16 protein-coding genes are annotated in these 20,064 nt (G+C 67.2%); 6 read left to right on the forward strand and 10 right to left on the reverse strand.

Going from position 1 to position 20,064, the window contains the following annotated elements; genetic code table 11:
* Positions 1-14 precede the first annotated feature (14 nt).
* Together EPO41_RS08745 and EPO41_RS08750 are read right to left on the reverse strand one after the other, a co-directional pair.
* The gene (locus tag EPO41_RS08745; RefSeq protein ID WP_296323367.1) at positions 15-1,583 is read right to left on the reverse strand and encodes an ABC transporter substrate-binding protein; all 1,569 of its coding nucleotides are present in this window, start codon (positions 1,581-1,583) and stop codon (positions 15-17) included.
* Positions 1,576-3,225: a GMC family oxidoreductase N-terminal domain-containing protein gene (locus EPO41_RS08750; protein WP_296323370.1), complete on the reverse strand. Its 1,650-nt coding sequence runs from the start codon at positions 3,223-3,225 to the stop codon at positions 1,576-1,578. Before EPO41_RS08750 ends, EPO41_RS08745 begins: the two co-directional genes overlap by 8 nt.
* A 103-nt stretch (positions 3,226-3,328) precedes the next feature.
* Here EPO41_RS08750 and EPO41_RS08755 point away from each other — a divergent pair, with 103 nt between their 5' ends.
* Positions 3,329-4,471: an amidohydrolase family protein gene (locus tag EPO41_RS08755; RefSeq protein WP_296323372.1), complete on the forward strand. Its 1,143-nt coding sequence runs from the start codon at positions 3,329-3,331 to the stop codon at positions 4,469-4,471.
* Positions 4,472-4,528: 57 nt separating this feature from the next.
* On the opposite strand, the gene EPO41_RS08760 is transcribed toward EPO41_RS08755, so the two are convergent.
* The 6 genes from EPO41_RS08760 to EPO41_RS08785 form a co-directional block, all read right to left on the reverse strand.
* Positions 4,529-5,143 (reverse strand): hypothetical protein, encoded by a 615-nt coding sequence (locus EPO41_RS08760; protein WP_296323375.1) that lies wholly within the window; start codon positions 5,141-5,143, stop codon positions 4,529-4,531.
* 14 nt (positions 5,144-5,157) lie between these two features.
* Positions 5,158-5,688: a TIGR00645 family protein gene (locus tag EPO41_RS08765; RefSeq protein ID WP_296323378.1), complete on the reverse strand. Its 531-nt coding sequence runs from the start codon at positions 5,686-5,688 to the stop codon at positions 5,158-5,160.
* Complete coding sequence (locus EPO41_RS08770) at positions 5,685-6,755, reverse strand: serine hydrolase (RefSeq protein ID WP_296323381.1); 1,071 nt, start codon at positions 6,753-6,755, stop codon at positions 5,685-5,687. The genes EPO41_RS08765 and EPO41_RS08770 overlap by 4 nt, the downstream gene beginning before the upstream one ends.
* A gap of 95 nt (positions 6,756-6,850) precedes the next feature.
* Positions 6,851-7,090, reverse strand: coding sequence for an Lrp/AsnC family transcriptional regulator (locus EPO41_RS08775; protein ID WP_068194247.1), 240 nt, complete (start codon positions 7,088-7,090; stop codon positions 6,851-6,853).
* Positions 7,091-7,117: 27 nt separating this feature from the next.
* Positions 7,118-8,680 (reverse strand): DEAD/DEAH box helicase, encoded by a 1,563-nt coding sequence (locus tag EPO41_RS08780; protein WP_296323388.1) that lies wholly within the window; start codon positions 8,678-8,680, stop codon positions 7,118-7,120.
* A 151-nt stretch (positions 8,681-8,831) separates the two neighbouring features.
* Positions 8,832-9,131, reverse strand: coding sequence for a cupin domain-containing protein (locus EPO41_RS08785; RefSeq protein ID WP_296323392.1), 300 nt, complete (start codon positions 9,129-9,131; stop codon positions 8,832-8,834).
* A 77-nt stretch (positions 9,132-9,208) separates the two neighbouring features.
* Here EPO41_RS08785 and EPO41_RS08790 point away from each other — a divergent pair, with 77 nt between their 5' ends.
* Genes EPO41_RS08790 through EPO41_RS08800 form a run of 3 tightly spaced genes read left to right on the forward strand, consistent with a single transcriptional unit; the run spans position 9,209 to position 11,727 of the window.
* Positions 9,209-10,561 carry an MATE family efflux transporter gene (locus EPO41_RS08790; protein WP_296323395.1) on the forward strand — a complete coding sequence of 451 codons (1,353 nt, stop codon included), beginning with the start codon at positions 9,209-9,211 and terminating at the stop codon, positions 10,559-10,561.
* A gap of 56 nt (positions 10,562-10,617) precedes the next feature.
* Positions 10,618-11,301 (forward strand): class I SAM-dependent methyltransferase, encoded by a 684-nt coding sequence (locus tag EPO41_RS08795; RefSeq protein ID WP_296323399.1) that lies wholly within the window; start codon positions 10,618-10,620, stop codon positions 11,299-11,301.
* Positions 11,302-11,313: 12 nt separating this feature from the next.
* The gene (locus EPO41_RS08800) at positions 11,314-11,727 is read left to right on the forward strand and encodes an MAPEG family protein (protein WP_296323401.1); all 414 of its coding nucleotides are present in this window, start codon (positions 11,314-11,316) and stop codon (positions 11,725-11,727) included.
* A gap of 6 nt (positions 11,728-11,733) precedes the next feature.
* Here the strand turns inward: EPO41_RS08800 and EPO41_RS08805 are convergent.
* Both EPO41_RS08805 and EPO41_RS08810 read right to left on the reverse strand, forming a co-directional pair.
* A protein-coding gene (locus tag EPO41_RS08805; protein WP_296323404.1) for an IS630 family transposase occupies positions 11,734-12,679 on the reverse strand; the annotation gives its coding sequence in 2 pieces (ribosomal slippage) (positions 11,734-12,345 and positions 12,347-12,679; 945 coding nt in all).
* Positions 12,680-12,965: 286 nt separating this feature from the next.
* Positions 12,966-16,469 (reverse strand): FAD-dependent oxidoreductase, encoded by a 3,504-nt coding sequence (locus tag EPO41_RS08810; RefSeq protein WP_296323408.1) that lies wholly within the window; start codon positions 16,467-16,469, stop codon positions 12,966-12,968.
* A gap of 150 nt (positions 16,470-16,619) precedes the next feature.
* Here EPO41_RS08810 and EPO41_RS08815 point away from each other — a divergent pair, with 150 nt between their 5' ends.
* Both EPO41_RS08815 and EPO41_RS08820 read left to right on the forward strand, forming a co-directional pair.
* Complete coding sequence (locus tag EPO41_RS08815; RefSeq protein ID WP_296323410.1) at positions 16,620-17,642, forward strand: COX15/CtaA family protein; 1,023 nt, start codon at positions 16,620-16,622, stop codon at positions 17,640-17,642.
* A gap of 329 nt (positions 17,643-17,971) precedes the next feature.
* Positions 17,972-20,064: SEL1-like repeat protein (locus EPO41_RS08820; RefSeq protein WP_296323414.1), on the forward strand; the 2,093-nt coding region annotated here is incomplete at its 3' end.

Raw genomic sequence — 20,064 nt, forward strand, 5'->3', positions numbered from 1 at the left:
CGTCCGAACGCCCGCTACTTCTTCTCGATGTTCCAGAAGACCGGCACGGGCGAGACCACGCTGCCGGTCACGTTCTTCCGGATCGCCATCGCGTTGTTGTACTGGCCGAGGAAGGCGTGCGTCGGCACCTCGGCGGCGCGCAGCTGCAGTTTCTCGACGATCTCCTTGCGCTTGGCCTCGTCGGTCTCGTCGGCGAAGGCATTGCGCAGGCGCGTGATTTCCTCGTCGCACGGCCAGCCGAACCAGGCCTTGTCGCAGGCCGCGCTGATGAAGCTGTAGGTCAGCGGATCGAGCGAATCGGCACCCGAGGTCGACGTGATGAGCACGTTCCAGCCGCCCTTGTCCGGCGCATCCTTCTTGGCGCGGCGGGCGACCAGGGTTTGCCAGTCCATCGACTGCATGTCGACCTTCATGCCCGCCTTCTCCATCAGCGACTTGGCGATCGGCGCCATGTTGGTCAGCACGTAGAGATCGGTGGAATGCAGCAGGACGACCGGCGTGTTGTCGTAGCCGCCCTCGGCCAGGAGCTGCTTGGCCTTGGCGAAATCGCTCTCGTATTTGTCGACGAAGCCCGCGGTCGTCTCGTAGGGCCCGCCGCACATGAACATGGCCTTGCAGACCATGTAGTACTCCGGGTCGCCGATGACCCCGTTCAGGAAGTCCTTCTGGTTCAGCGCGTAGAGCATCGCCTGCCGGTTCTTGGCATTGTCGAACGGCTTGTGGAGCTGGTTGAAGCGATAGATGTACTGGTTGCCCCACTTGTTGGTGGTCACCATCGAGACGTTGCGATCCTTCTTCAGCAGCGGATAGAGGTCGTGCTGCGGCGCCTCGATGATGTCGATCTCGCCGGCCTGCAGCGCGTTCACCGCCGTCTGCTGGTCGGGGATCGCGACCCATTCGACCCTGTCGACCTTGGCGATCTTGCCGCCGGCGAGGCCGGAAGGCGGTTCGGCCCGCGGCTTGTACTTCGGATTCTTCACGTAGACCGTCTTGTCGCCGGGCTTCCACTCGTCGGCCTTGAAGATGAACGGGCCGGAACCCACGAACTCCTTGATCTGGTCGGTTCCCGGCGTCTCGGCGACGCGCTTGGGCATGATGAAGGGATTGCCCGAGGGCTTCGAGAGCGCCTGCAGCACGACGCCCGTGGGCGACTTGAGCACGATCTGGAAGGTCTTGGCATCGACGGCCTTCAGCTCGGCGACCTTCGCCCACAGGATGTTGCCCAGGCTGTCGCGCGAGGCCCAGCGCTTCAGCGAGGCGATGACATCCTCGGTGGTGACGGGCTGGCCGTCATGGAATTCGAGGCCGTCGCGCAGGGTGAAGGTCCAAGTGAGCTTGTCGTCGCTCATCTTCCACGTGTCGACCATCTGCGGCTTGATCTTGAGGTCGCCGTCCAGCGCGAACAGCGTGTCGTAGATCATGTAGCCGTGGTTGCGCACGATAAAGGCCGTGGTCCAGATCGGATCGAGGATCTTCAGGTCCGAATGCGCCACCACCCGCAGCGTCGACGGCTGCTGTGCCAGGGAAACGGCCGGCACCGACAGGCCGACCGCCGCGATCAGTCCGAGAATCTTGCTACGCACGTACGTCTCCTTGTTTGTTGTCCGCGAGGACCATTCCGGCCGCCTTGTCGGCGATCATGATCGTGGGCGTGTTGGTATTGCCCGAGGTGATGGTCGGCATGACCGACGCGTCGATCACCCGCAGCCCCTGAAGCCCGATGACCCGCAGCCGCTCGTCGACCACGGCATGCGGATCCGACGGCAGGCCCATCTTCGCCGTGCCGACAGGATGGAAGATCGTGGTGCCGATGTCGCCGGCGGCCTTGGCGAGCGAGGCATCGTCATCGCCGACAGCGGGACCCGGCAGGTATTCCTCGGGATGGTAGGGCTGCATGGCGGATTGGCGCATCAGGCGCCGCGTCACGCGGATCGCGTCGGCGGCCACGGTGCGGTCCTCGTAGGTCGCGAGATAATTGGGCGCGATGACAGGCTTGGCCGACGGATCGGCCGAGCGCAGGCGGACGGTACCGCGCGAGGTCGGGCGCAGGTTGCAGGCGCTCACCGTGATCGCCGGGAAGCGATGCAGCGGCTCGCCGAACTTGTCGAGCGACAAAGGCTGGACATGGAATTCGATGTTCGATCTTTCCTGATCGGGCGAAGAGCGCGTGAAGATGCCGAGCTGCGAGGGCGACATGGTGAGCGGCCCCTTCTGCAGCAATGCATATTGCATGCCCATCAGCGCCCGGCCGACCAGCGAGTGGTAATCCGTATTGAGCGTCTTGACGCCACTCACCTTGAAGATGGCGCGTTGCTGCAGATGGTCCTGCAGGTTCCGGCCGACACCCTGCAGCTCGTGCAGAACCGGAACGCCCGACTGAGCCAGCCACTCCCCCGGACCAATGCCGGAAAGCTGAAGGATCTGCGGCGAGCCGATCGCGCCGGCCGCCAGGATGACCTCGCCCTTCGCACGCGCCTCGACGAGGCGGCCGTCCTGACGATAGAGCACGCCGGTGCAGCGCTTGCCCTCGAAGGTCAGCTTCTCGACCAGAACGCCGGTCTCGAGCTTCAGGTTCGGACGGCCGAGCACCGGCTTCAGGAAGGCGCGCGCCGCCGACATGCGGATGCCGCGCTTCTGGTTCACGTGGAAGTAGCCGACGCCGGTATTGTCGCCGGTGTTGAAGTCCGAAGTCTGCGGGATGCCCATCTCGGTGGCGGCCCGGATCACCGCGTCGAGGACTTCCCAGCGCACCCGCGATTCCTCGACCCGCCATTCGCCGCCGGCGCCGTGATGCTCGGTGTCGCCCAGGAAATGATTGTCGAGCTTGCGGAACACCGGCGCGACATCGTCCCAGCCCCAGCCGGTGAGGCCGAGCTGGCGCCAGTGGTCGTAGTCCTGCGACTGGCCGCGCATCGAGATCATGCCGTTGATCGCCGAGCAGCCGCCAATCACCTTGCCGCGCGGATAGTTGAGCGCACGGCCGTTGAGCCCCGGCTCCTTCTCGGTCTGGAACATCCAGTCGGCGCGGGGATTGCCGATCGCGAACAGATAGCCGGCCGGAATGTGGAACCAGATCCAGTTGTCGCGCCCGCCCGCCTCGAGCACCAGCACGCGGTTCTTCGAATCCGCCGAGAGCCGGTTGGCGAGCACGCACCCGGCCGAGCCGGCGCCCACGATGATGTAGTCGAAGTCCCCGTCGCGTCGGGAAGCGGCCGTATCAGTCATGGTGCGAGCCCTAGCACAAGCCGACCCGCGAAACAGTAGGAGCATTGCCCCGCCCATCAGACGGCGCATAATTCCCTCAGAAGATCAAAGGGAGCCAAACGCCATGCAATACAAGCGCATCTCGGCCGATAGCCACCTCGACCTGCCCTGGATGCCGCCCGACCTGTTCACCTCGATGGCGCCGCGCGACCTCAAGGACCGCATGCCCTACGTCACCGACACCGACGATGGTCCGAAGTGGGTGGCGAAGAACGGCGCCTCGTTCGGCTTCAAGAACGGCGTCGGCCCCTCCGGCTCCAAGTTCGTTCCAGGCAAGCATCACCGCGTCGACATCATGGCCGAGACCGGCCTCTACGCCGACGGCGCCAGGGACATCCGCCGCATCTCCGATCCGCACCTGCGCATCAAGGACCTCGATCGCGACGGCGTCGACGCCGAGGTGATCTACGGCATCCTGGGGGCCGCCAGCCGTCTCAACGACCGCGAGGCCGGCAACGAGATGCTGCGTATTTACAACGACTGGCTGAAGGACTTCTGCAGCCACTATCCCGACCGGCATATCGGCCTGGCCTGCCTGCCCTACGGCGACATCGATGCCGCGGTGAAGGAGACCTACCGGGTGGCGAAGATGGGCATCAAGGGCCTGGAGCTTTCCTGCTCGTGGGACATGGAGCCAATGTGGCATCCGATGTGGGACCCGCTGTGGAAGGCCGTGAACGACGTGCAGCTTCCGCTGCACTTCCACACCTTCCCCAACGTCCCGCCCGGCACCATCGAGAAGTATCCCGGCCGGGTCGGCCGCTCGGTGTTCTTCACCGTCGTCTCGGGCTTCCAGATGAACCTGGTGAACATCCTGGCCGCCATCATGGGCGCCAACGTGCTGGAGCGCTTCCCCAACATCCGCATCGCCTTCGGCGAATCGGGCTGCGGCTGGATCCCCTACGCGCTCGACCGCATGGATTTCGAGTGGGAAGACCGCTTCACCGATCTCGGCCTCAAGATGAAGCCCAGCGACTACTGGCGCCGCCAGTGCAAGGCCACGTTCCAGTTCGACCGCATCGGCGCCAAGCTGATCGAAGAGATGGGTGCGGAGAGCCTGATGTGGGGCTCCGACTACCCGCACGGCGACGGCGTGTGGCCGCACTCCGACAAATACATCAAGGAACAGTTCGCCGAGGTCCCTGCCGAGCAGGTGAAGATGATCACCTGCACCAACGCCGGCAAGTTCTACGGGCTGATCAACTGACAGAAGTCTTTGGACGGTGAGCGCCACTGGAGTGGCGCACTCCAGTGAGGAAGCGCCTCAACCGACGAGGTCGCTCTTCGACACAGTGTGCCGCAGGGCGAAGACCTCGCCCTCGGGCGCATGGCGGTCGCGGGCGGCCTGGGCGGCTTCGACCGACCAGAAGAAGGCGACCAGCGCCCGTTCGATCTGCAGGTCGGGCTTGCCGCGCAGGTCCTTCTCGGCCGTGTGCGCCTGCCCGACATTGGCACGACCGGTGAGCAGGTCGACGCGGGCCGTCTCCGGCGAGGCCAGCCTGTCGAACGGCGCGACGTTGCTGCCCTTCATGCGCAAGGTCAGAACGGCCGCGCCGATCCCCTCGCCCCAGCGCTGCTCGACCGCGCAGACGGTGCGCGACGTATTGCGGAACTTCGGAAAGATGGCGCGGCTCATCTCGCTGGGCGCGCGCAGCCGGGCGTAGTAGGTCTCGCTTTCGAAGGCCTGGGCATTCCCCGCATCGTAGAACAGCAGGTAGCGACCGGGCCGCGTCACGCCCTTGAAGCGACTGCCGCGCAGCCAGCCGGGACAGGAGACGCGCTCCCCGAGATGCTCGCGGCTGTGCCAGTGTTCGAAGAAGGCATCGTCGGCCGGCTCGATGTCCACCCAGATGGCGAGGACCGCCTTGCCGCCTCTCATCAATGAATCCGGGCTCAATGCCCGCCTGCCTTCTTGTCGGAAGCGATCTTGTCGATATAGGTCAGCAGCAGCGCCGAGACCACGAAGGCCATGTGCATGACGACCAGCGCATAGAGCTTGCCGTTGTCATAGTCGCCGGCCTCGAGGAAGCGCTGCAGCAGGTGGATCGACGAGATCGCCACGATCGAACTGGCGAGCTTGATCTTCAGCGAGCCGGCGTCGAGCTTGCCGAACCAGGCGAGCCGGTCGCGCGTACTGTCGACGTCGATGTGGCTGACGAAATTCTCGTAGCCCGAGATGATCACCATCACGACGAGGTTGGCGACCATGATCAGGTCGACCAGCGACAACACCGCCAGCACGAGATCCGCCTCCTCGGCGCTCACCGCCTTGCGAACGAGCTCCCAGATCTTGAAGGGGAACTTCACGACCACCACGCCCAGCACGGCGACCAGGCCGATATAGAGCGGCGCCTGCAGCCAGCGGCTGCCCATGACGATGCGCTCGACGAGCAGTTCGAGTTTCTTGGCGGGCGTCGTCGTCATGCGGGTCGGCTCTCTCGGTTGGCTGCCGCGCAGGCCGCCCTCACCGCCTGTGTGAAGGTGACGATCTCCGCGCGGCGATCGTGGTCGGTGGCGGGCACATAGGGCGGCTGCGGCAGGGCGGCAAGGGTCACAACCGACAGATCTTCGTCCCGGAAGATGTCGATGCGTTGACCGGCATGACCCAGCGCCGCCATCACCCCGTCGCCCAGCCACCAGCTGTAGCCGTAATGCGTGATGTCGGGCACGGAGGGCGCCGGCACGACGAAGGCCGGCGTCGCGGCCGCCTCGACCCAGCCCTCGGGCAGCACGCGCGTGCCGTCGATGACACCGTCGTTGCGCACGAACTCGGCGAAGCGGCCGAAATCGCGCAGGACCATGCCGGCGCGGCTGCCGCCGATCTCCTGCCCGCCATCGCTTTCGAGTGTGTAGAAGGCGTCGCATTCCATGCCGGCGGGCCGCCAGACCTTCTCCGACATGTAGTCGGCCAGCTTCCTGCCGACGGCGCGGGTGAGCGCAGCGCCCAGCAGGAACGTGTCGCCCGAATTGTAGAGGAAGGTGCTGCCCGGCGGATGGGCGCGCGGCAGCGAGGCCATCAGCTTCAGCACGCCGTCGGGCACCTTGTCGGCCAGCGACTTCGAATAGCGGTTCACGTCGGAATTCCGGTCGGGATAGACCTCGGTCCAGCGCACGCCCGACGACATCGTCATGACGTGCCGCAGGGTGACGCCCTCATAGGCCGAGTCCCTGAGCGCCGGCAGGTAGTCGGTCAGCGGATCGTCGATGGACTTGATGGCACCGTCCTGCACCGCCGCGCCGACCAGCATCGCCGTCATCGACTTCACGGTCGACATGGTCGACCAGCGGTCGTGCTCCTGCAGGCCGAGGCCGTAGCGTTCGAGCACGATCCGGCCGCGATGGATCACCAGGATGCCCACCATCACGTTGCGGTCCATGAACGAGGCGACGTCGTGCTCGCGGCCGGCGGCGACATAGACCGGCGCGATCTCAGTCCCGCGCGGCAGCTCGCGTGGGTTCGGCCCCCTGGCGATCACGCGATGGGCGAACAACTTGTCGACGTTGCGATAGGCGTAGGGCTGGATGGACGGCGGGAGGAGCAGGAAGTCCTCGCCCCTCGGCAGATGCTTCTGCGGAAGGGCCGTGCTCAGGAAAATGCCTTGAAGGTGATCAGGGTGAACGTGTCCTTCACCCCCGGCAGGGTCTGGATCTGACTCGTCACGAAATGGCCGATGTCGGTCTTCGCGTCGAGATAGCACTTCATCAGGAGGTCGTACTGCCCGGAGGTCGAATAGACCTCCGACACCTGCTCCACGGCGACGGCGCTGTCGGCAACCTCGTAGGCCTTGCCGAGCTCGCACTTCACCATGACGAAAATGGTCTGCATCAACGCCCTCCGCCGCGACGCGCGATCCTAGCGCGTCGGACGGGCGAGGAAAGCCGGCACGTGATCGCCGAGGCCCATCGGCGCCGGCGTATCGTCACGGTCGCGACGATCCTGACGTGGACGGTCGGACCGCTCCGGGCGGCGCTCGCGCGGCGGCCGCGCTTCACGCTCGGGACGCGCCTCACGCTCGGGACGCACCTCACGCTCGGGACGCGGCTCGCGCTCAGGACGCGGCTGGCGAGGAGGACGCTCGGCCCGCGGCTCACGTGGCGGCCGTGCTTCGCGTTCCGGACGGGCCTCCCGCTCGGGACGGGCTTCACGCTCGGGACGCACCTCGACATCGGGACGCGGCTCGCGCGGCGGACGGCTGCTGGAGCTGGAACTGCGGCTACGAGTGCCGCTGCTCGAACTGCTCCGTCCACGGCCGCGCCCGCGACGGCGTCCGTCGGACGCCTCGAAGGCCACAGTCTGTATGCCCGGAACCTCGACCCTCGGAATCTCCGTGCCGATCAGCTTCTCGATCGCCTCGACCAGGCCGCCCTCGTCGGGCGACGCCAGCGTGAAGGAATGGCCGGTCAAACCGGCGCGGCCAGTGCGGCCGATGCGATGGACGTAGTCCTCGGGCGAGAACGGGACATCGAAGTTGAACACATGGCTCATCGCCACGATGTCGAGGCCGCGGGCGGCGACATCGGAGGCCACCAGGATCTGGATCTCGCCCTGCTTGAACTTCTCCAGCGTCTCCATGCGCGCGGGCTGGCTCATGTCGCCGTGCAGCGCGCCGGCGTTGAAGCCGTGCTTCTTCAGCGAGCCCTGCAGGATCGCCACGTCCTTCTTGCGGTTGCAGAAGACGATGGCGTTCTTGATGTCCTGTTCCTTGATCAGGGCCCGCAGCGCCTCGCGCTTGTCCTCTTCCGGCACGACCGCGAGGCCCTGCACGATGTTCTTGGAGGCGGAGGCCGGCGCCGAAACCGTGACTTCCTTCGGGTTGCTCAGGAAGCGGTCGGCCAGGCGCTTGATCTCCGGCGGCATGGTCGCCGAGAAGAACAGGGTCTGGCGCAGCGGCGGCAGGGTGGCGACGATGCGCTCGACGTCGGGGATGAAGCCCATGTCGAGCATGCGGTCGGCTTCGTCGATCACCAGGATCTTGACGTCGTTCAGCAGGATGCCGCCGCGCTCGAAATGATCGAGCAGCCGGCCGGGCGTGGCGATCAGCACGTCGGCGCCGCGCTCCAAGGCACGCTCCTGGTCGGGGAAGCTCACGCCGCCGATCAGCAGCGCCATGTTGAGCTTGTGGTACTTGCCGTAGATTTCGAAGTTCTCGGCCACCTGGGCGGCCAGTTCGCGGGTCGGCTCCAGGATCAGCGAGCGCGGCATGCGTGCCTTGGCGCGGCCCTCCGAGAGAATGTCGATCATGGGGAGGACGAAGGAGGCGGTCTTGCCGGTGCCCGTCTGGGCGCATCCGAGGACATCGCGACCCATCAGGCAGATGGGGATGGCCTTTTCCTGGATGAGGGTCGGCGTCGTGTAGCCCTTTTCGGCTACTGCCTGCAGTACCGGGGCGCTCAGCCCCAAACTCTCAAAACTCATTTAATTTCCGTGGTTTAGTCCATTCTTTCCGCTGGACTTGGAGCAGTCACATAAGGCTCGAGGATCGAGCGAGACCGCTGGGCGGACCCCATATGACCCCTTGAAGGGACCAAGTCAATGCGACCGGGCGCGGGGCAGCCCGGCGGCAGCATCAGGCCTTGACCTCGATCTCGACGAAAACGAACTCGAAATCGTTGGGATTGATGACGTCGTGCTCGACGCCCGTCTGCCGGGAATAGGACACGCCGGCCCGCAGCGGCGCCGGCACCGTCGCCTTACCGTCGAAAATGTGCAGCTCGCCCGTGGTGATGGGAACCACGACATAGTCGTGATTGTGGCGATGCCAGCCCGTGTGGCCTCCCGGCGGGAAGCGCCATTCCGTCACGATGACGCGGTCGTTCTCGACCTGGACCGAGGGCTTGGCGAGGGGGCGTTCTGTCTGCTGGGTCATGGCCGAAAGCTAATGCCTCCCTCAGCGTTTGTAAGGTGACACGAGGGCGCGGCCTGATAATGTGCATATGCACCTAATTGGAGCCTTCCCTGTCGCATCCCCTTCTCACCGCGCCCATCGGCAAGAGCCTGTGGAGGCTGTCGGCCCCCACCACCGCCGTCATGATCGTCCAGACCCTGGTGGCCATCGCCGAGACGTTCATCTTCGGGCGGCTGGGCACCGAGGCGCTGGCAGGCTTCGCGCTCGTCTTCCCGCTCATGATGATGATGACCATGATGGCGGCCGGCGGCATGGGCGGCGGCGTGGCGGCCGCCATGGCCCGCACCCTGGGAGCCGGCCGGACCGCTGACGCCCGCGCCCTGGTGCTGCACGCGCTGGTTCTCGGCGCGGTGCTGGCCCTGTTCTTCACCCTGCTCGCCTGGACGGTCGCGCCTTCGCTCTACCGGCTGCTGGGCGGCGAAGGGGCCGCGCTCGCCAGGGCGCTCACCTACTCCCACGTGCTGTTCACGGGCTCGCTGTTCATCTGGGCCAACTTCTTCCTCTCGGCCCTGCTGCGCGGCGGCGGCGATGCGGCAACTCCCGGCCGCTACATGCTGGTCTCCTCGATCGCCCAGGTGCCGCTCTCCTACGTACTGGCGCTGGGCATCGGCGACTGGCCGGGCATGGGCATGGCCGGTCCTGCCATCTCGTCGCTGCTGACCTCGGCGGTATCGGCTCTGCTGCAGGCGCGCGCGCTGTGGGCCGGCAAGCTGGGCTTCGTGCCGGCCCTGTCCGGTATCCCCCTCCAGGGGCGCCTGTTCTGGGAGATCCTGCGGGTCGGCCTGATCGCCTCCTTCTCCGCCTTCACCGCGAACCTCACCGCCATGCTGGTCACGGGCCTCGTCGGCCGCTTCGGCGTCGCGGCGCTGGCCGGCTATGGCATCGGCGTGCGCCTCGAATTCATGCTGGTGCCGCTGGCCTTCGGCATCGGCTCCGGCCTCACGACCATCGTGGGCGTCGCCGCCGGCGCCAACGACTGGCGGCGGGCGGTCCGGGCCGCCTGGATCGGCAGCCTGGTCGCCGGGCTGGGCATCGGCGCCTTCGGCTGGGTCGTGGCGCTGTTCCCCGAGGGCTGGGCCCGCCTCTTCACCGACGATCCCGACGTGATCGCCGCCACCGTGGCCTATGTCACCCGCGTCGCGCCCTTCTACTTCGTGTTCGGCATCGGCATGACGCTGTCCTTCGCCAGCCAGGGCGCCGGCCGCATGAAGGCGCCCTTCGCCGCCGGCGTGACGCGGCTGCTCGTGGCGTCGCTGGGCGGCCTGTTCGCGATCGAACATCTCGGCTGGGGCCTGCCGGGCGTCTTCACGGCCATAGCCGTCGGCATCGTCACCTTCGGCAGCCTGATCGCGGGGCCGCTCCTCGTTCACCCGTGGCGCGGCCGGGCCTGATTAGGGCGGGCGCAACAATGGCGTGATAGGCTCGCTTCTTCCCGAAGGAGGAAGCGATGCAACGGTCTTCCATCATCCGGACCTGGAACCGCAACGCCGCCGACGAGGAGGCGATGGGTGCCGCCCACGCGCCGATCTGGCGGCGCATGATCGACGTTTCGATCCACGAGGATCTCCGCCAGTCGACCATCCTGGACTATGGCTGCAACCAGGGCGGCTTCCTGCGGATGCTCCACGATCGCCATCCCTTCCAGTCGGCGGTCGGCATCGACATCGCCCGCGAATCGGTGGCCCGCGCCGACCTGCTGAAGGGTTATCGGCCCATCGAGTACAAGGTCGGCGAGAGTGCGGCCGCGCTCGGCCGGACGTTCGACTTCGCCTTCAGCCACGAGGTCCTCTACCTCCTGCCCGACCTCGCCGTGCATGCATCAGACATCAAGGCGGCACTCAAGCCGGGCGGGACCTACGTCGCGGCCATGGGCTGCCACAAGGACAGCGCCGTCTGGCCGCGCTGGCGCAAGGTGATCGCCGAAACCTCGTCGATCCCGCTCTACGACCATTCCCTGGACAGCGTCGCCAAGGCGTTCAGCGACGCGGGCTTCCATGTCGCCGTGCGCCCGCTCGATCTCGACGCCTTCATGCCGGTGACGGTGGGCAGCGAATATTTTCCGAAGGTCGTGGACCAGCTGCGCTATTACAGCCAGGACAAGGTCCTGTTCCGTTTCGTGCGCGCTCCCTAGGAGACATCATCCATGGCAATGCCGGCCCTGCCGTTCGTCACCGCTTTCTACGCCGCTCTGACCGGCTTCCTCTGCGTGCTGCTCGCGGCGCTGGTGATCCGTCAGCGCCAGCGGAGCCGGGTCAGCATCGGCGATGGCGGCGACGCCGACATGAGCCGGATGAGCCGGGTCTTCGGAAATTTTGCCGAATATGCCGCGCTGGCGGTGGTCCTGCTGGCACTGCTCGAGATCTGCGGCGGCTCGCGGGTGCTGGTCCATGCGCTGGGCATCGCCTTCATCGTCGCCCGCCTGGCCCACGCCTTCGGCCTCGCCAGGACGACCGCCGTCAATCCCGGCCGGGCCGCCGGCATCGTCGTCACGCTCCTCGTCATCCTCGTCGCGTCCATCGCGCTGCTGCTGATCGTTGCGCGGAAGATCTTCGCCTAGAGCGTTTCATGTTTTGACGTGAGCATATCCGGCGTTGTGGATGTAGTTGCAGCATTCGGATTGGCGGATGGTCTTGATGAGCTTTCCGAGGTGGCGCGAGAGGGCTTCCGGTGTTCGCTTCTGGGCGATGCGCATCCAGTGTTTGATCTTGGAGAAGGCCTGTTCGATCGGGTTGAGGTCGGGGGAGTACGGCGGCAGGTACCAAAGCCTTGCGCCTGCGGCTTTGAGCATCGGGCGCAGGGTCTTGGCTTTGTGGCTGCCGAGATTGTCGAGAACGACGATATCGCCTTGCTGCAGCGCCGGCAGGAGCAGCTGCTCGACGTAGGCTCGGAAGCATTGGCCGTTGATCGGACCGTCGAAGATGCAGGGCGCGGTGAGGCCATCCCAGCGGAGCGCGCCGAGGAAGGTCAGGGTTCTCCAGCGTCCCTGAGGGGCGAAGCCGCGCAGGCGCTGGCCCTTTGGCGCCCAGCCGCGCAGGGGGACCATGTTTGTCTTGATCCAGGTCTCGTCGATGAAGACCAGGCGCCGCGGATCGAGCCCGGCCTGCAGGGCTTGCCAGCGTCGCCGCCGACGGGCCACGTCGGCACGGCCCTGCTCAAGGGCGAACAGTGTTTTTTTTGAAGCTCAGCCCTTCGCGGCGCAGGAACGTCCACACCGCATTGTGCGAGACGACGACGCCTCGAGCGGCCAGCTCGTCCTTGAGGCGATGTAAAGTCAGGTGCGACGTCTGGTCGATCCGCTGGCGGATGAAAGCCCGGTGAGCATCCAGCACCGGCTTGCGATGGCCGCCGACCTTCCCCGGGGCCACCGACCCCGTCCTTCGGTAGCGCTGCGACCACTTCACGACTGTCGACGCCGCAACGTCAAACCGGGCCGCTACGGACCGGCAGCTCTCACCGCCGCTGACCGCCGCAACGACACGCTCACGCAGGTCATTCGATAGAGGGCGCATTCAGGCTGGCCTCCAATCCAGCCTGCATCTTGAATCACAGTCTCGCCCCATCGGGAATCCCCCTTCGATTCCCTCAAGGAATGAAACGCTCTAAGGGGTTGATTTCAATGGGAATTTCACCTCAAACGAAATATTCGAAATAAACGAATCAGACGAATCAAAAAATCCCCGGCGCGCGATTCCCGAGTTTCGGCGGCCCGGATATCGCGTGGCCCGTGCACGGATGTCCTGCGCAATCTCGGCCCGGCCTGGGCGCAAGCCGGCTTCGTTGGAGCGCGTCTGAACGCTAGCCGCGCAGCCCGAGTTGCCTGAGCGAGCGGTCGATCCAGAGGGCCCCGATCTTTTCCTGCACGGAGTTCTGTCGCAGGCGCTGGCGCAGGTTGTTGAAATCGACCAGGTCGAGCCGCTGGTCCTGGTTGAAGCAGGAGAAGACCACCGTCTCCTTGCCGGTCTCGGGATCCCGGTGCAGCTGCAGGCACTGGGCGCAGATCTCCTTCATCATGCATTGCATGGGGGAGTTGATCGAGCCGAAGGCCACGTGTTCGGGCTTCAGGTACGGCTTCAGCGCCGCATGCCGCGCCAGACGCACCGCATTCATCATGCCGTCGGAGCCGATGGCCACGATGCGGTCGGCAGCGCTGTAGGGGATCGGCTGGTCGCCGAGTTCGCCCGAGGCGTACTGGCGCATCGCCTCGACGATGTTGGTGACGACCGATTTGTCCTGCGGCCGCCCGGGCTCGAAGCCAGGGGCCTCGTCGCAGCACCAGACGACCACGTCGGCCGCGGCCTCGATCTCCTCGACCTTGTAGCGGTCGATCACGCGCTTGTAGCCGGCGAAGTAGAGCACCTTGCTGCCAGCCTTGCGGAACGCCTGCCCGATCGAAAAGAGCACCGCATTGCCGAGACCGCCGCCCACCAGAACGACGGTCTCGCCGGGCTCGATCTCGGTCGGTGCGCCGGTCGGCCCCATGACGATCACCGGCTCACCGGGCTTCAGCTGGGCACAGAGGTCGGACGAGCCACCCATCTCCAGGGCAATCAGAGACAGCAGGCCCTTCTCCTTGTCGACCCAGGCGCCGGTGAGCGCGAGGCCCTCCATGGTCAGCAGGGTGCCCTCGGCGCGCAACGACCGCGCCTCGTAGTTCTGCAGGCGATAGAACTGGCCGGGCTCGAAGTTGCGAGCCGCGGCCGGCGCCTCGACGATGACCTCGATGATGGTGGGCGTCAGCCGGTCGACGCGCACCACGCGGGCGCGCCAGGAACGGTTGGCCTCGTCGAGGATCTGCGCCGGCGTGCGCCAAGAGGGCGGCAGCGCCGTCATCGCCCGCGTCAGCACCGGATAACCCTGCTTGGCCCCGCCCATCGCCTTCACGACATTGCCGGCGAACGAGGGATGCAGGTCGCCGAAGAAGGACATGAAGCGATCATCGGCGTGACGGTACATCAGCACGCGAACGTCGCCCGGCTTGCAGACGCGCTCGGGCGTCACCGGGTTTCCCGCCTCGTCGAGCGCGCGGAAATACTTGCCGTCGATGAAGGCATGCGTTGCATCCTCGCGCGCCAGCACCGTGTTGGGCTGCGTGCCCGCGGCGACGAGGATGGTGCGCGCCGGCAGGGTCGCCTCGACCCTGGCGCCGTTCTGCTCGCCTGCAACCTTCAATGCCTTCGCCTGACCCGCCTCGTCGATCTCGACCGCGGCAGGGGAAAGGCCCTCGACGAAGCGGATGTCTTCCTCGAGCGCCTTCAGCACTTCCTCGTGGTTCAGCGTGTAGGACGGCGAATCGATCAGCCGGCGGCGATAGACCAGCGACACGCCGCCCCAGCCGTTGACCAGCTTCGTGATCGCGGGCTCGCGGCCCTCGCGTGCCGCCTGTTCGCGCTCGGCCCGGATCGCCCGGGCATGGGCAATGAACTCCCCGGCGATCTCGCGCTCCTCGGGCGACCAGTTGGCGCCCACCGCCGCCTCGCCGCGCTCGGCGACCAGGGTCTCGTGGCGGGCCAGGAACTTCTCGACCTGGAGCGGGTAGTAGGCCAGCGACTCGGTCGCCGTGTCGATCGCGGTCAGGCCGCCGCCGATCACCACCACCGGCAGACGGATCTGCAGATTGGCGATGGAATCCTTCTTGGCCGCGCCGGTGAGCTGCAGCGCCATCAGGAAATCCGACGCCGCGCGCACGCCGCGCGCGAGACCGTTGGGCAGGTCGAGCACCGTGGGCTTGCCGGCGCCCGCACAGAGCGCGATGTGATCGAAGCCCATGGCGAAGGCGCTCTCGACCGTCACGGTGCCGCCGAAGCGCACGCCGCCGAACATCGAGAATTGTGTGCGACGCTCCAGGAGCAGGCGCACCATCTTGAGGTAATTCTTGTCCCATCGGACCGTGATGCCGTACTCGGCGACGCCGCCAAAACCCGCCATCGCGCGCTCGCCGAGATTCTCACGCAAGGTCGCCACGTCCTTCACCGCGGCGAACGGCACGCGCGTTCCATCCATCCTGACGCCCGACTGCGCCTCGGGCAGCGGCTCGATCTTCAGCCCGTCGATGCCGACCACGGTATGGCCGTCGTTCATCAGGTGATGCGCGAGGTTGAACCCGGCGGGACCGAGGCCGACCACCAGCACGGTGCGCCCCGTGGAGGGACGCGGGATCGGCCGGCGCAGGTTCAGCGGATTCCAGCGCGTCAGCAGCGAGTAGATCTCGAAGCCCCAGGGCAGCGCGAGCACGTCCTTGAGGGTGCGGGTCTCGATCTGCGGGATGTCGACCGGTTCCTGCTTCTGGTAGATGCAGGCCTTCATGCAGTCGTTGCAGATGCGGTGGCCGGTGGCCGCCAGCAGCGGGTTGTCGACCGCGGCCATCGCGAGCGCGCCGATGGAGAAGCCCTCGCTCTTCAGCAGGTTCATCTCCGAGATCTTCTCCTCGAGCGGGCAGCCCGCAAGCGTCACGCCGAACGGCGACTTCTGGAAGGCGCCCGTCTTGCGATCCCTGAGGCCGCGCGAGCAGCTGTCCTTGCCCTGGTTGTGGCACCAGATGCAGTAGTTGGCGTGGTCGAGGGCGCGCACCAGGTCGAAGCCCTGGTCGGTGAGGGCAAAGCCCTCGCGATGGCGCAGCATCGGCCGCGGCAGCTTCATGCGGGTCACGCCGTCGACGATCTCGGTCTCGATCGGCACGAGATGCTCGAAGTCGAGCTTGTGCGGCACCTTGAACAGCGGCCCGTCCTGGTGACGGCGCCTGCCCTCGGGATGATGCAGCGCCCAGGCGGCGTATCGCGTCAGCGCCTCGACCTCGGGCGTCGGCACCTCGACCTTGAACTCGGCCCCGATCAGGTTCCGAACCTTGAGCGCAAAGGCCAGTTCCCAGGCTTCGAGTCCGGCCTCGAGCGTGACCGGGAGGTTCGCGGCGGCCGTCACGGCGGCGCCGTCCAGGGCCGCCGCAGCGTCGGGCTTGAGGGCGCGGGCGACGTAGCGCTGCACGAACAGGCGCTTGCAGTCGTAGAGCGGCGCGAGGCGGCTGTGGCGGGCGCGCAGGTCGGCCGCTTCGCGAGCGACGCCGAAGAGCGCTCCGACAAAATCTTCGAGCGGACGCGCCAGCTCGATCAGCAGATTGGATTCGTCCTTGGCGGCCATCGCGTCCGGCGCAGCACGCGCCGCCAGCAGGCGGGTGTGGACGTCGACATTCGCGTCCTTGAGCCACTCGACGAAGGCGGCATCCAGCCTGACGAGACCTTCGCGATCGTAGAAGTCACTGAAGCTCGACCCGAAGGTGACCGGCGGGGCCAGCGGGGACGCAGTCATTGCGATGTTCCGGAAGGATGGATGAAAATTGTTCGTATGCGAACCGTTAAACAAGGCGGAGAGCGAGCGCAAGACGCCCGAACGACGCCATCCTTCGCGACATTTATGCCTGATGACGGCGCCTCCCGCTTCCCCCATGTTCCGGCGGCCATGCAGCAAGTCCCCGCCTCCGTGCGCCAGTGGCTGATCGTCGTCGCCGGCATGATCTTCTTCATGATCGTGATCGGCGCGCTGACCCGGCTCACCGAATCGGGCCTGTCGATGGTCGAATGGCGGCCGGTCACCGGCTGGCTGCCGCCGCTCTCCGACGCGGCCTGGCAGGCCGAGCTGCAGAAGTACCTGGCCTCGCCGCAGGGCCGGATGGTGAACCACACCTTCACGGTCCCGGAGTTCCGGGAAATCTTCTGGCTGGAATACATCCACCGCCTGTGGGGCCGCCTGATCGGCGTCGTGTTCGCGCTGCCGCTCGCCTGGTTCTGGTGGCGCGGCGCCCTCAACGCGCATCTCAAGCCGCGCCTGTTCGCCCTCCTCGTGCTGGGCGGGCTGCAGGGCGCACTGGGCTGGGCGATGGTGGCCTCGGGCCTCGTCGACCGGCCGTCGGTCAGCCATTACCGGCTTGCCGCCCATCTCATGCTGGCGGTCGTGCTCTATGCCTACACGGTCTGGCTGATTCTCGACCTGATCCCCCACGGCATCCGGCGCGGCGATCCGAAGACCGCACGCAAGTCGACGGCGCTGATCGGCTTCCTGCTGGTGGTGATGATCTGGGGCGCCTTCATGGCCGGGCTGCGTGCCGGTACCGCGCACAACACATTTCCCACCATGTCGGGCTACTGGATCCCGCCCGGCCTGTTCGACCTCTCGCCGTGGTGGGTCAACTTCTTCGAGAACGGCACGACCATCCAGTTCGTCCATCGCTGGCTGGCGAAGCTCCTGTTCCTCGGCGTGCTGGTCATGGCGTGGCGTGCGCCGCGATCCGAGACCCTGGCCGCGGCGGCCATGGCCTTCCTCCAGCTCGGCCTCGGCATCGCCACGATCCTGAGCGGCGTCAGCATCCCGATCGCCACGCTCCATCAGGCCGGCGCCGTGCTGCTGCTGACCGCCCTGATCGTCGTGCGCCATCGCGCGATGCCTTCGCCGCAGCGGTCCGTCTCGGCTATTCTTCGGGGATGACCGGCAAGCCAGCCGCCGCCTCCTCCCTGCTGAAACGGCCCGTTGTCGTGGCGTCGTTCGCGATTGTCGTCGCGACGGCGGCGGGTGTCGGCGCATGGGTAAGCCGCTCGCCGGAGGACGCCCCGGGAGCACCGGCGGTCGTGGCGCTGAGCGAACCGCCGGACCCTCCTCCTGCAGCCCCGCCGGCGGCCTCCGCGGCAGCGCCGCCACCGGCCCCGCCGACAAGCCCTCCGACCGTGAGGGCCGAGACGATTTCCGCTGCTCCGCCACCGTCGCCTGTCCCCGTTCCCGAACCGGCGCCCGCCGCTCCAAGAAGCGATCTGCTCCGCGTGCCTGCTCCCGATCCGGCGCTGGCACGGCCCGCGCCTTCTCCAACGCTGGTACCGCCGACGCCGGACAAGCCCGTCGATTGGGCAACCCTGCCGGTCGACGAGTTGCGGCGCCGCGCCGAGGCCAACGACATCGCCGCCATGGAGGAACTCGCGCGCCGGCTCGTGCAGGGCGTCGGCATGCCGAAGGACCAGCAGGCCGGCGCAGGCTGGCTCCTGCGCGCGGCGCAAGCAGGCTCCGCGCAGTCGGCCTTCAATGTCGCGGTCATGTACGAGCGTGGCTTCGTGATGGAGCGCAACTTGCCGCGGGCCATCGCCTGGTATCGCAGGGCCGTCGAAGGCAACCTGGCGCTCGCCAAGCACAACCTCGCCCTGATGCTGCGAGACGGCAAGGGCACCGCCCGTGACGGCAAGGAGGCGGTCGAGCTTCTGCAATCGGCCGCGCGACAGGGAATGGCCGCTTCGATGTTCAGCCTGGGCGACATCTACGAGCGTGGCGAGGTGGGGCCAAAGGATGAGGCCATGGCGATGGCCTGGTTCGCGATCGCCGCCGAGTTCGAACGACAGACGAACAAGGGCGCCGAGACGGCGCTGGCCAGGACGTCGGCGACCCGCGCGCAGGCACTGCAGCGCGGTCTGACGCAGGAAGACCTGCAGAAGGCCGAGCAGATCGGGCAGGGCGAATTCAGGCGCATCGTCGAGGCGATGCAGCGACCGGCCAGGCCGCAGGTGCGACTTGCCCCTGTCCCGCCGGTCGAAGTCGCTGCCGCGATACCTCCACCCGCACCGCCCCGCACGGGCGCTCTTCCCCCACTGCCGCCGCCGGACCTCGATCCGCCGGACTGGCCCAAGGCCAGCAAGGATCAGGTCCGAATCATCCAACAGGCGCTTTTCGATCTCAGGCTTTTGCGCGACAAGCCCGACGGCGCATTGGGACCGATGACACGCGCCGCCATCCGAACCTTCCAGCGCATCAACGCCCAGCGCGAGACCGGCGAGCCCACCAAGGAACTCTATGCGGCGCTGAAGGAAGCGGTCTCGCGTCGCGACACGACGCCACCGGCAAGGCCGGAGGCCAAGCCCGAGCCGCCGGTTGCGGTCGCTGTGGCGAAGCCGCCGGAGCCCATCGTCATCGCAGCGGCCGAGACGACGCCGCCACCAAGCTCGGACGACATCGCGAAGCTCATGCCGGCGCCACCCGAGCCGCCGAGGCCCATCGAACTCGCTGCTGCCGAAACGACGCCACCACCGAGTTCGGACGACATCACCAGACTCATGCCGGCACCGACCGAGCCGCCCAAGTCCATCGAACTCGCAGCCGCCGAGACGACGCCGCCACCAAGCTCGGACGACATCACGAGGCTCATGCCGGCGCCACCCGAGCCGCCCAGGCCGATCGAACTCGCAGCCGCCGAGACGACGCCGCCACCAAGCTCGGACGACATCACGAGGCTCATGCCGGCGCCTGAGCCGCCGAAGCCAATCGAGCTCGCCGCCGCGGCACCGCCCCCGCCACCGCCCACCTCGGCCGACATCGCAAAGGCCACTCCGCCGGCGCCGCCTCCGCCAAAGCCGATCCAGCTCGCTGCGACGGTACCGCCACCGCCGCCGCCCACCTCGGCTGACATCGCAAAGGCCACCCCGCCTGCACCCAAGCCGATCCAGCTCGCCGCCGCGGCACCGCCCCCGCCACCGCCCACATCGGCAGACATCGCGAAGGCCACTCCGCCGGCGCCGCCTCCGCCGAAGCCAATCCAGCTCGCTGCGACGGTACCGCCACCGCCGCCGCCCACCTCGGCTGACATCGCAAAGGCCACCCCGCCTGCACCCAAGCCGATCCAGCTCGCCGCCGCGGCACCACCCCCGCCGCCGCCCACGTCGGCCGACATCGCGAAGTCCACTCCGCCGGCGCCGCCTCCGCCAAAGCCGATCCAGCTCGCTGCGACGGTACCGCCACCGCCGCCGCCCACCTCGGCTGACATCGCGAAGGCCACCCCGCCTGCACCCAAGCCGATCCAGCTCGCCGCCGCGGCACCGCCCCCGCCACCGCCCACCTCGGCCGACATCGCGAAGGCCACTCCGCCGGCGCCGCC

It is taken from the genome of Reyranella sp., from assembly GCF_004297265.1.
In the GTDB taxonomy this organism is placed as follows: domain Bacteria; phylum Pseudomonadota; class Alphaproteobacteria; order Reyranellales; family Reyranellaceae; genus Reyranella.

Excerpts from the sequence above, each read along its gene's own strand:
- EPO41_RS08750 (WP_296323370.1), bottom strand. The coding sequence starts at position 3,225 with ATGACTGATACGGCCGCTTCCCGACGCGACGGGGACTTCGACTACATC.
- EPO41_RS08755 (WP_296323372.1), top strand. The coding sequence starts at position 3,329 with ATGCAATACAAGCGCATCTCGGCCGATAGCCACCTCGACCTGCCCTGG.
- EPO41_RS08760 (WP_296323375.1), bottom strand. The coding sequence starts at position 5,143 with ATGAGAGGCGGCAAGGCGGTCCTCGCCATCTGGGTGGACATCGAGCCG.
- EPO41_RS08765 (WP_296323378.1), bottom strand. The coding sequence starts at position 5,688 with ATGACGACGACGCCCGCCAAGAAACTCGAACTGCTCGTCGAGCGCATC.
- EPO41_RS08775 (WP_068194247.1), bottom strand. The coding sequence starts at position 7,090 with ATGCAGACCATTTTCGTCATGGTGAAGTGCGAGCTCGGCAAGGCCTAC.
- EPO41_RS08780 (WP_296323388.1), bottom strand. The coding sequence starts at position 8,680 with ATGAGTTTTGAGAGTTTGGGGCTGAGCGCCCCGGTACTGCAGGCAGTA.
- EPO41_RS08785 (WP_296323392.1), bottom strand. The coding sequence starts at position 9,131 with ATGACCCAGCAGACAGAACGCCCCCTCGCCAAGCCCTCGGTCCAGGTC.
- EPO41_RS08795 (WP_296323399.1), top strand. The coding sequence starts at position 10,618 with ATGCAACGGTCTTCCATCATCCGGACCTGGAACCGCAACGCCGCCGAC.
- EPO41_RS08800 (WP_296323401.1), top strand. The coding sequence starts at position 11,314 with ATGGCAATGCCGGCCCTGCCGTTCGTCACCGCTTTCTACGCCGCTCTG.
- EPO41_RS08810 (WP_296323408.1), bottom strand. The coding sequence starts at position 16,469 with ATGACTGCGTCCCCGCTGGCCCCGCCGGTCACCTTCGGGTCGAGCTTC.
- EPO41_RS08815 (WP_296323410.1), top strand. The coding sequence starts at position 16,620 with ATGCAGCAAGTCCCCGCCTCCGTGCGCCAGTGGCTGATCGTCGTCGCC.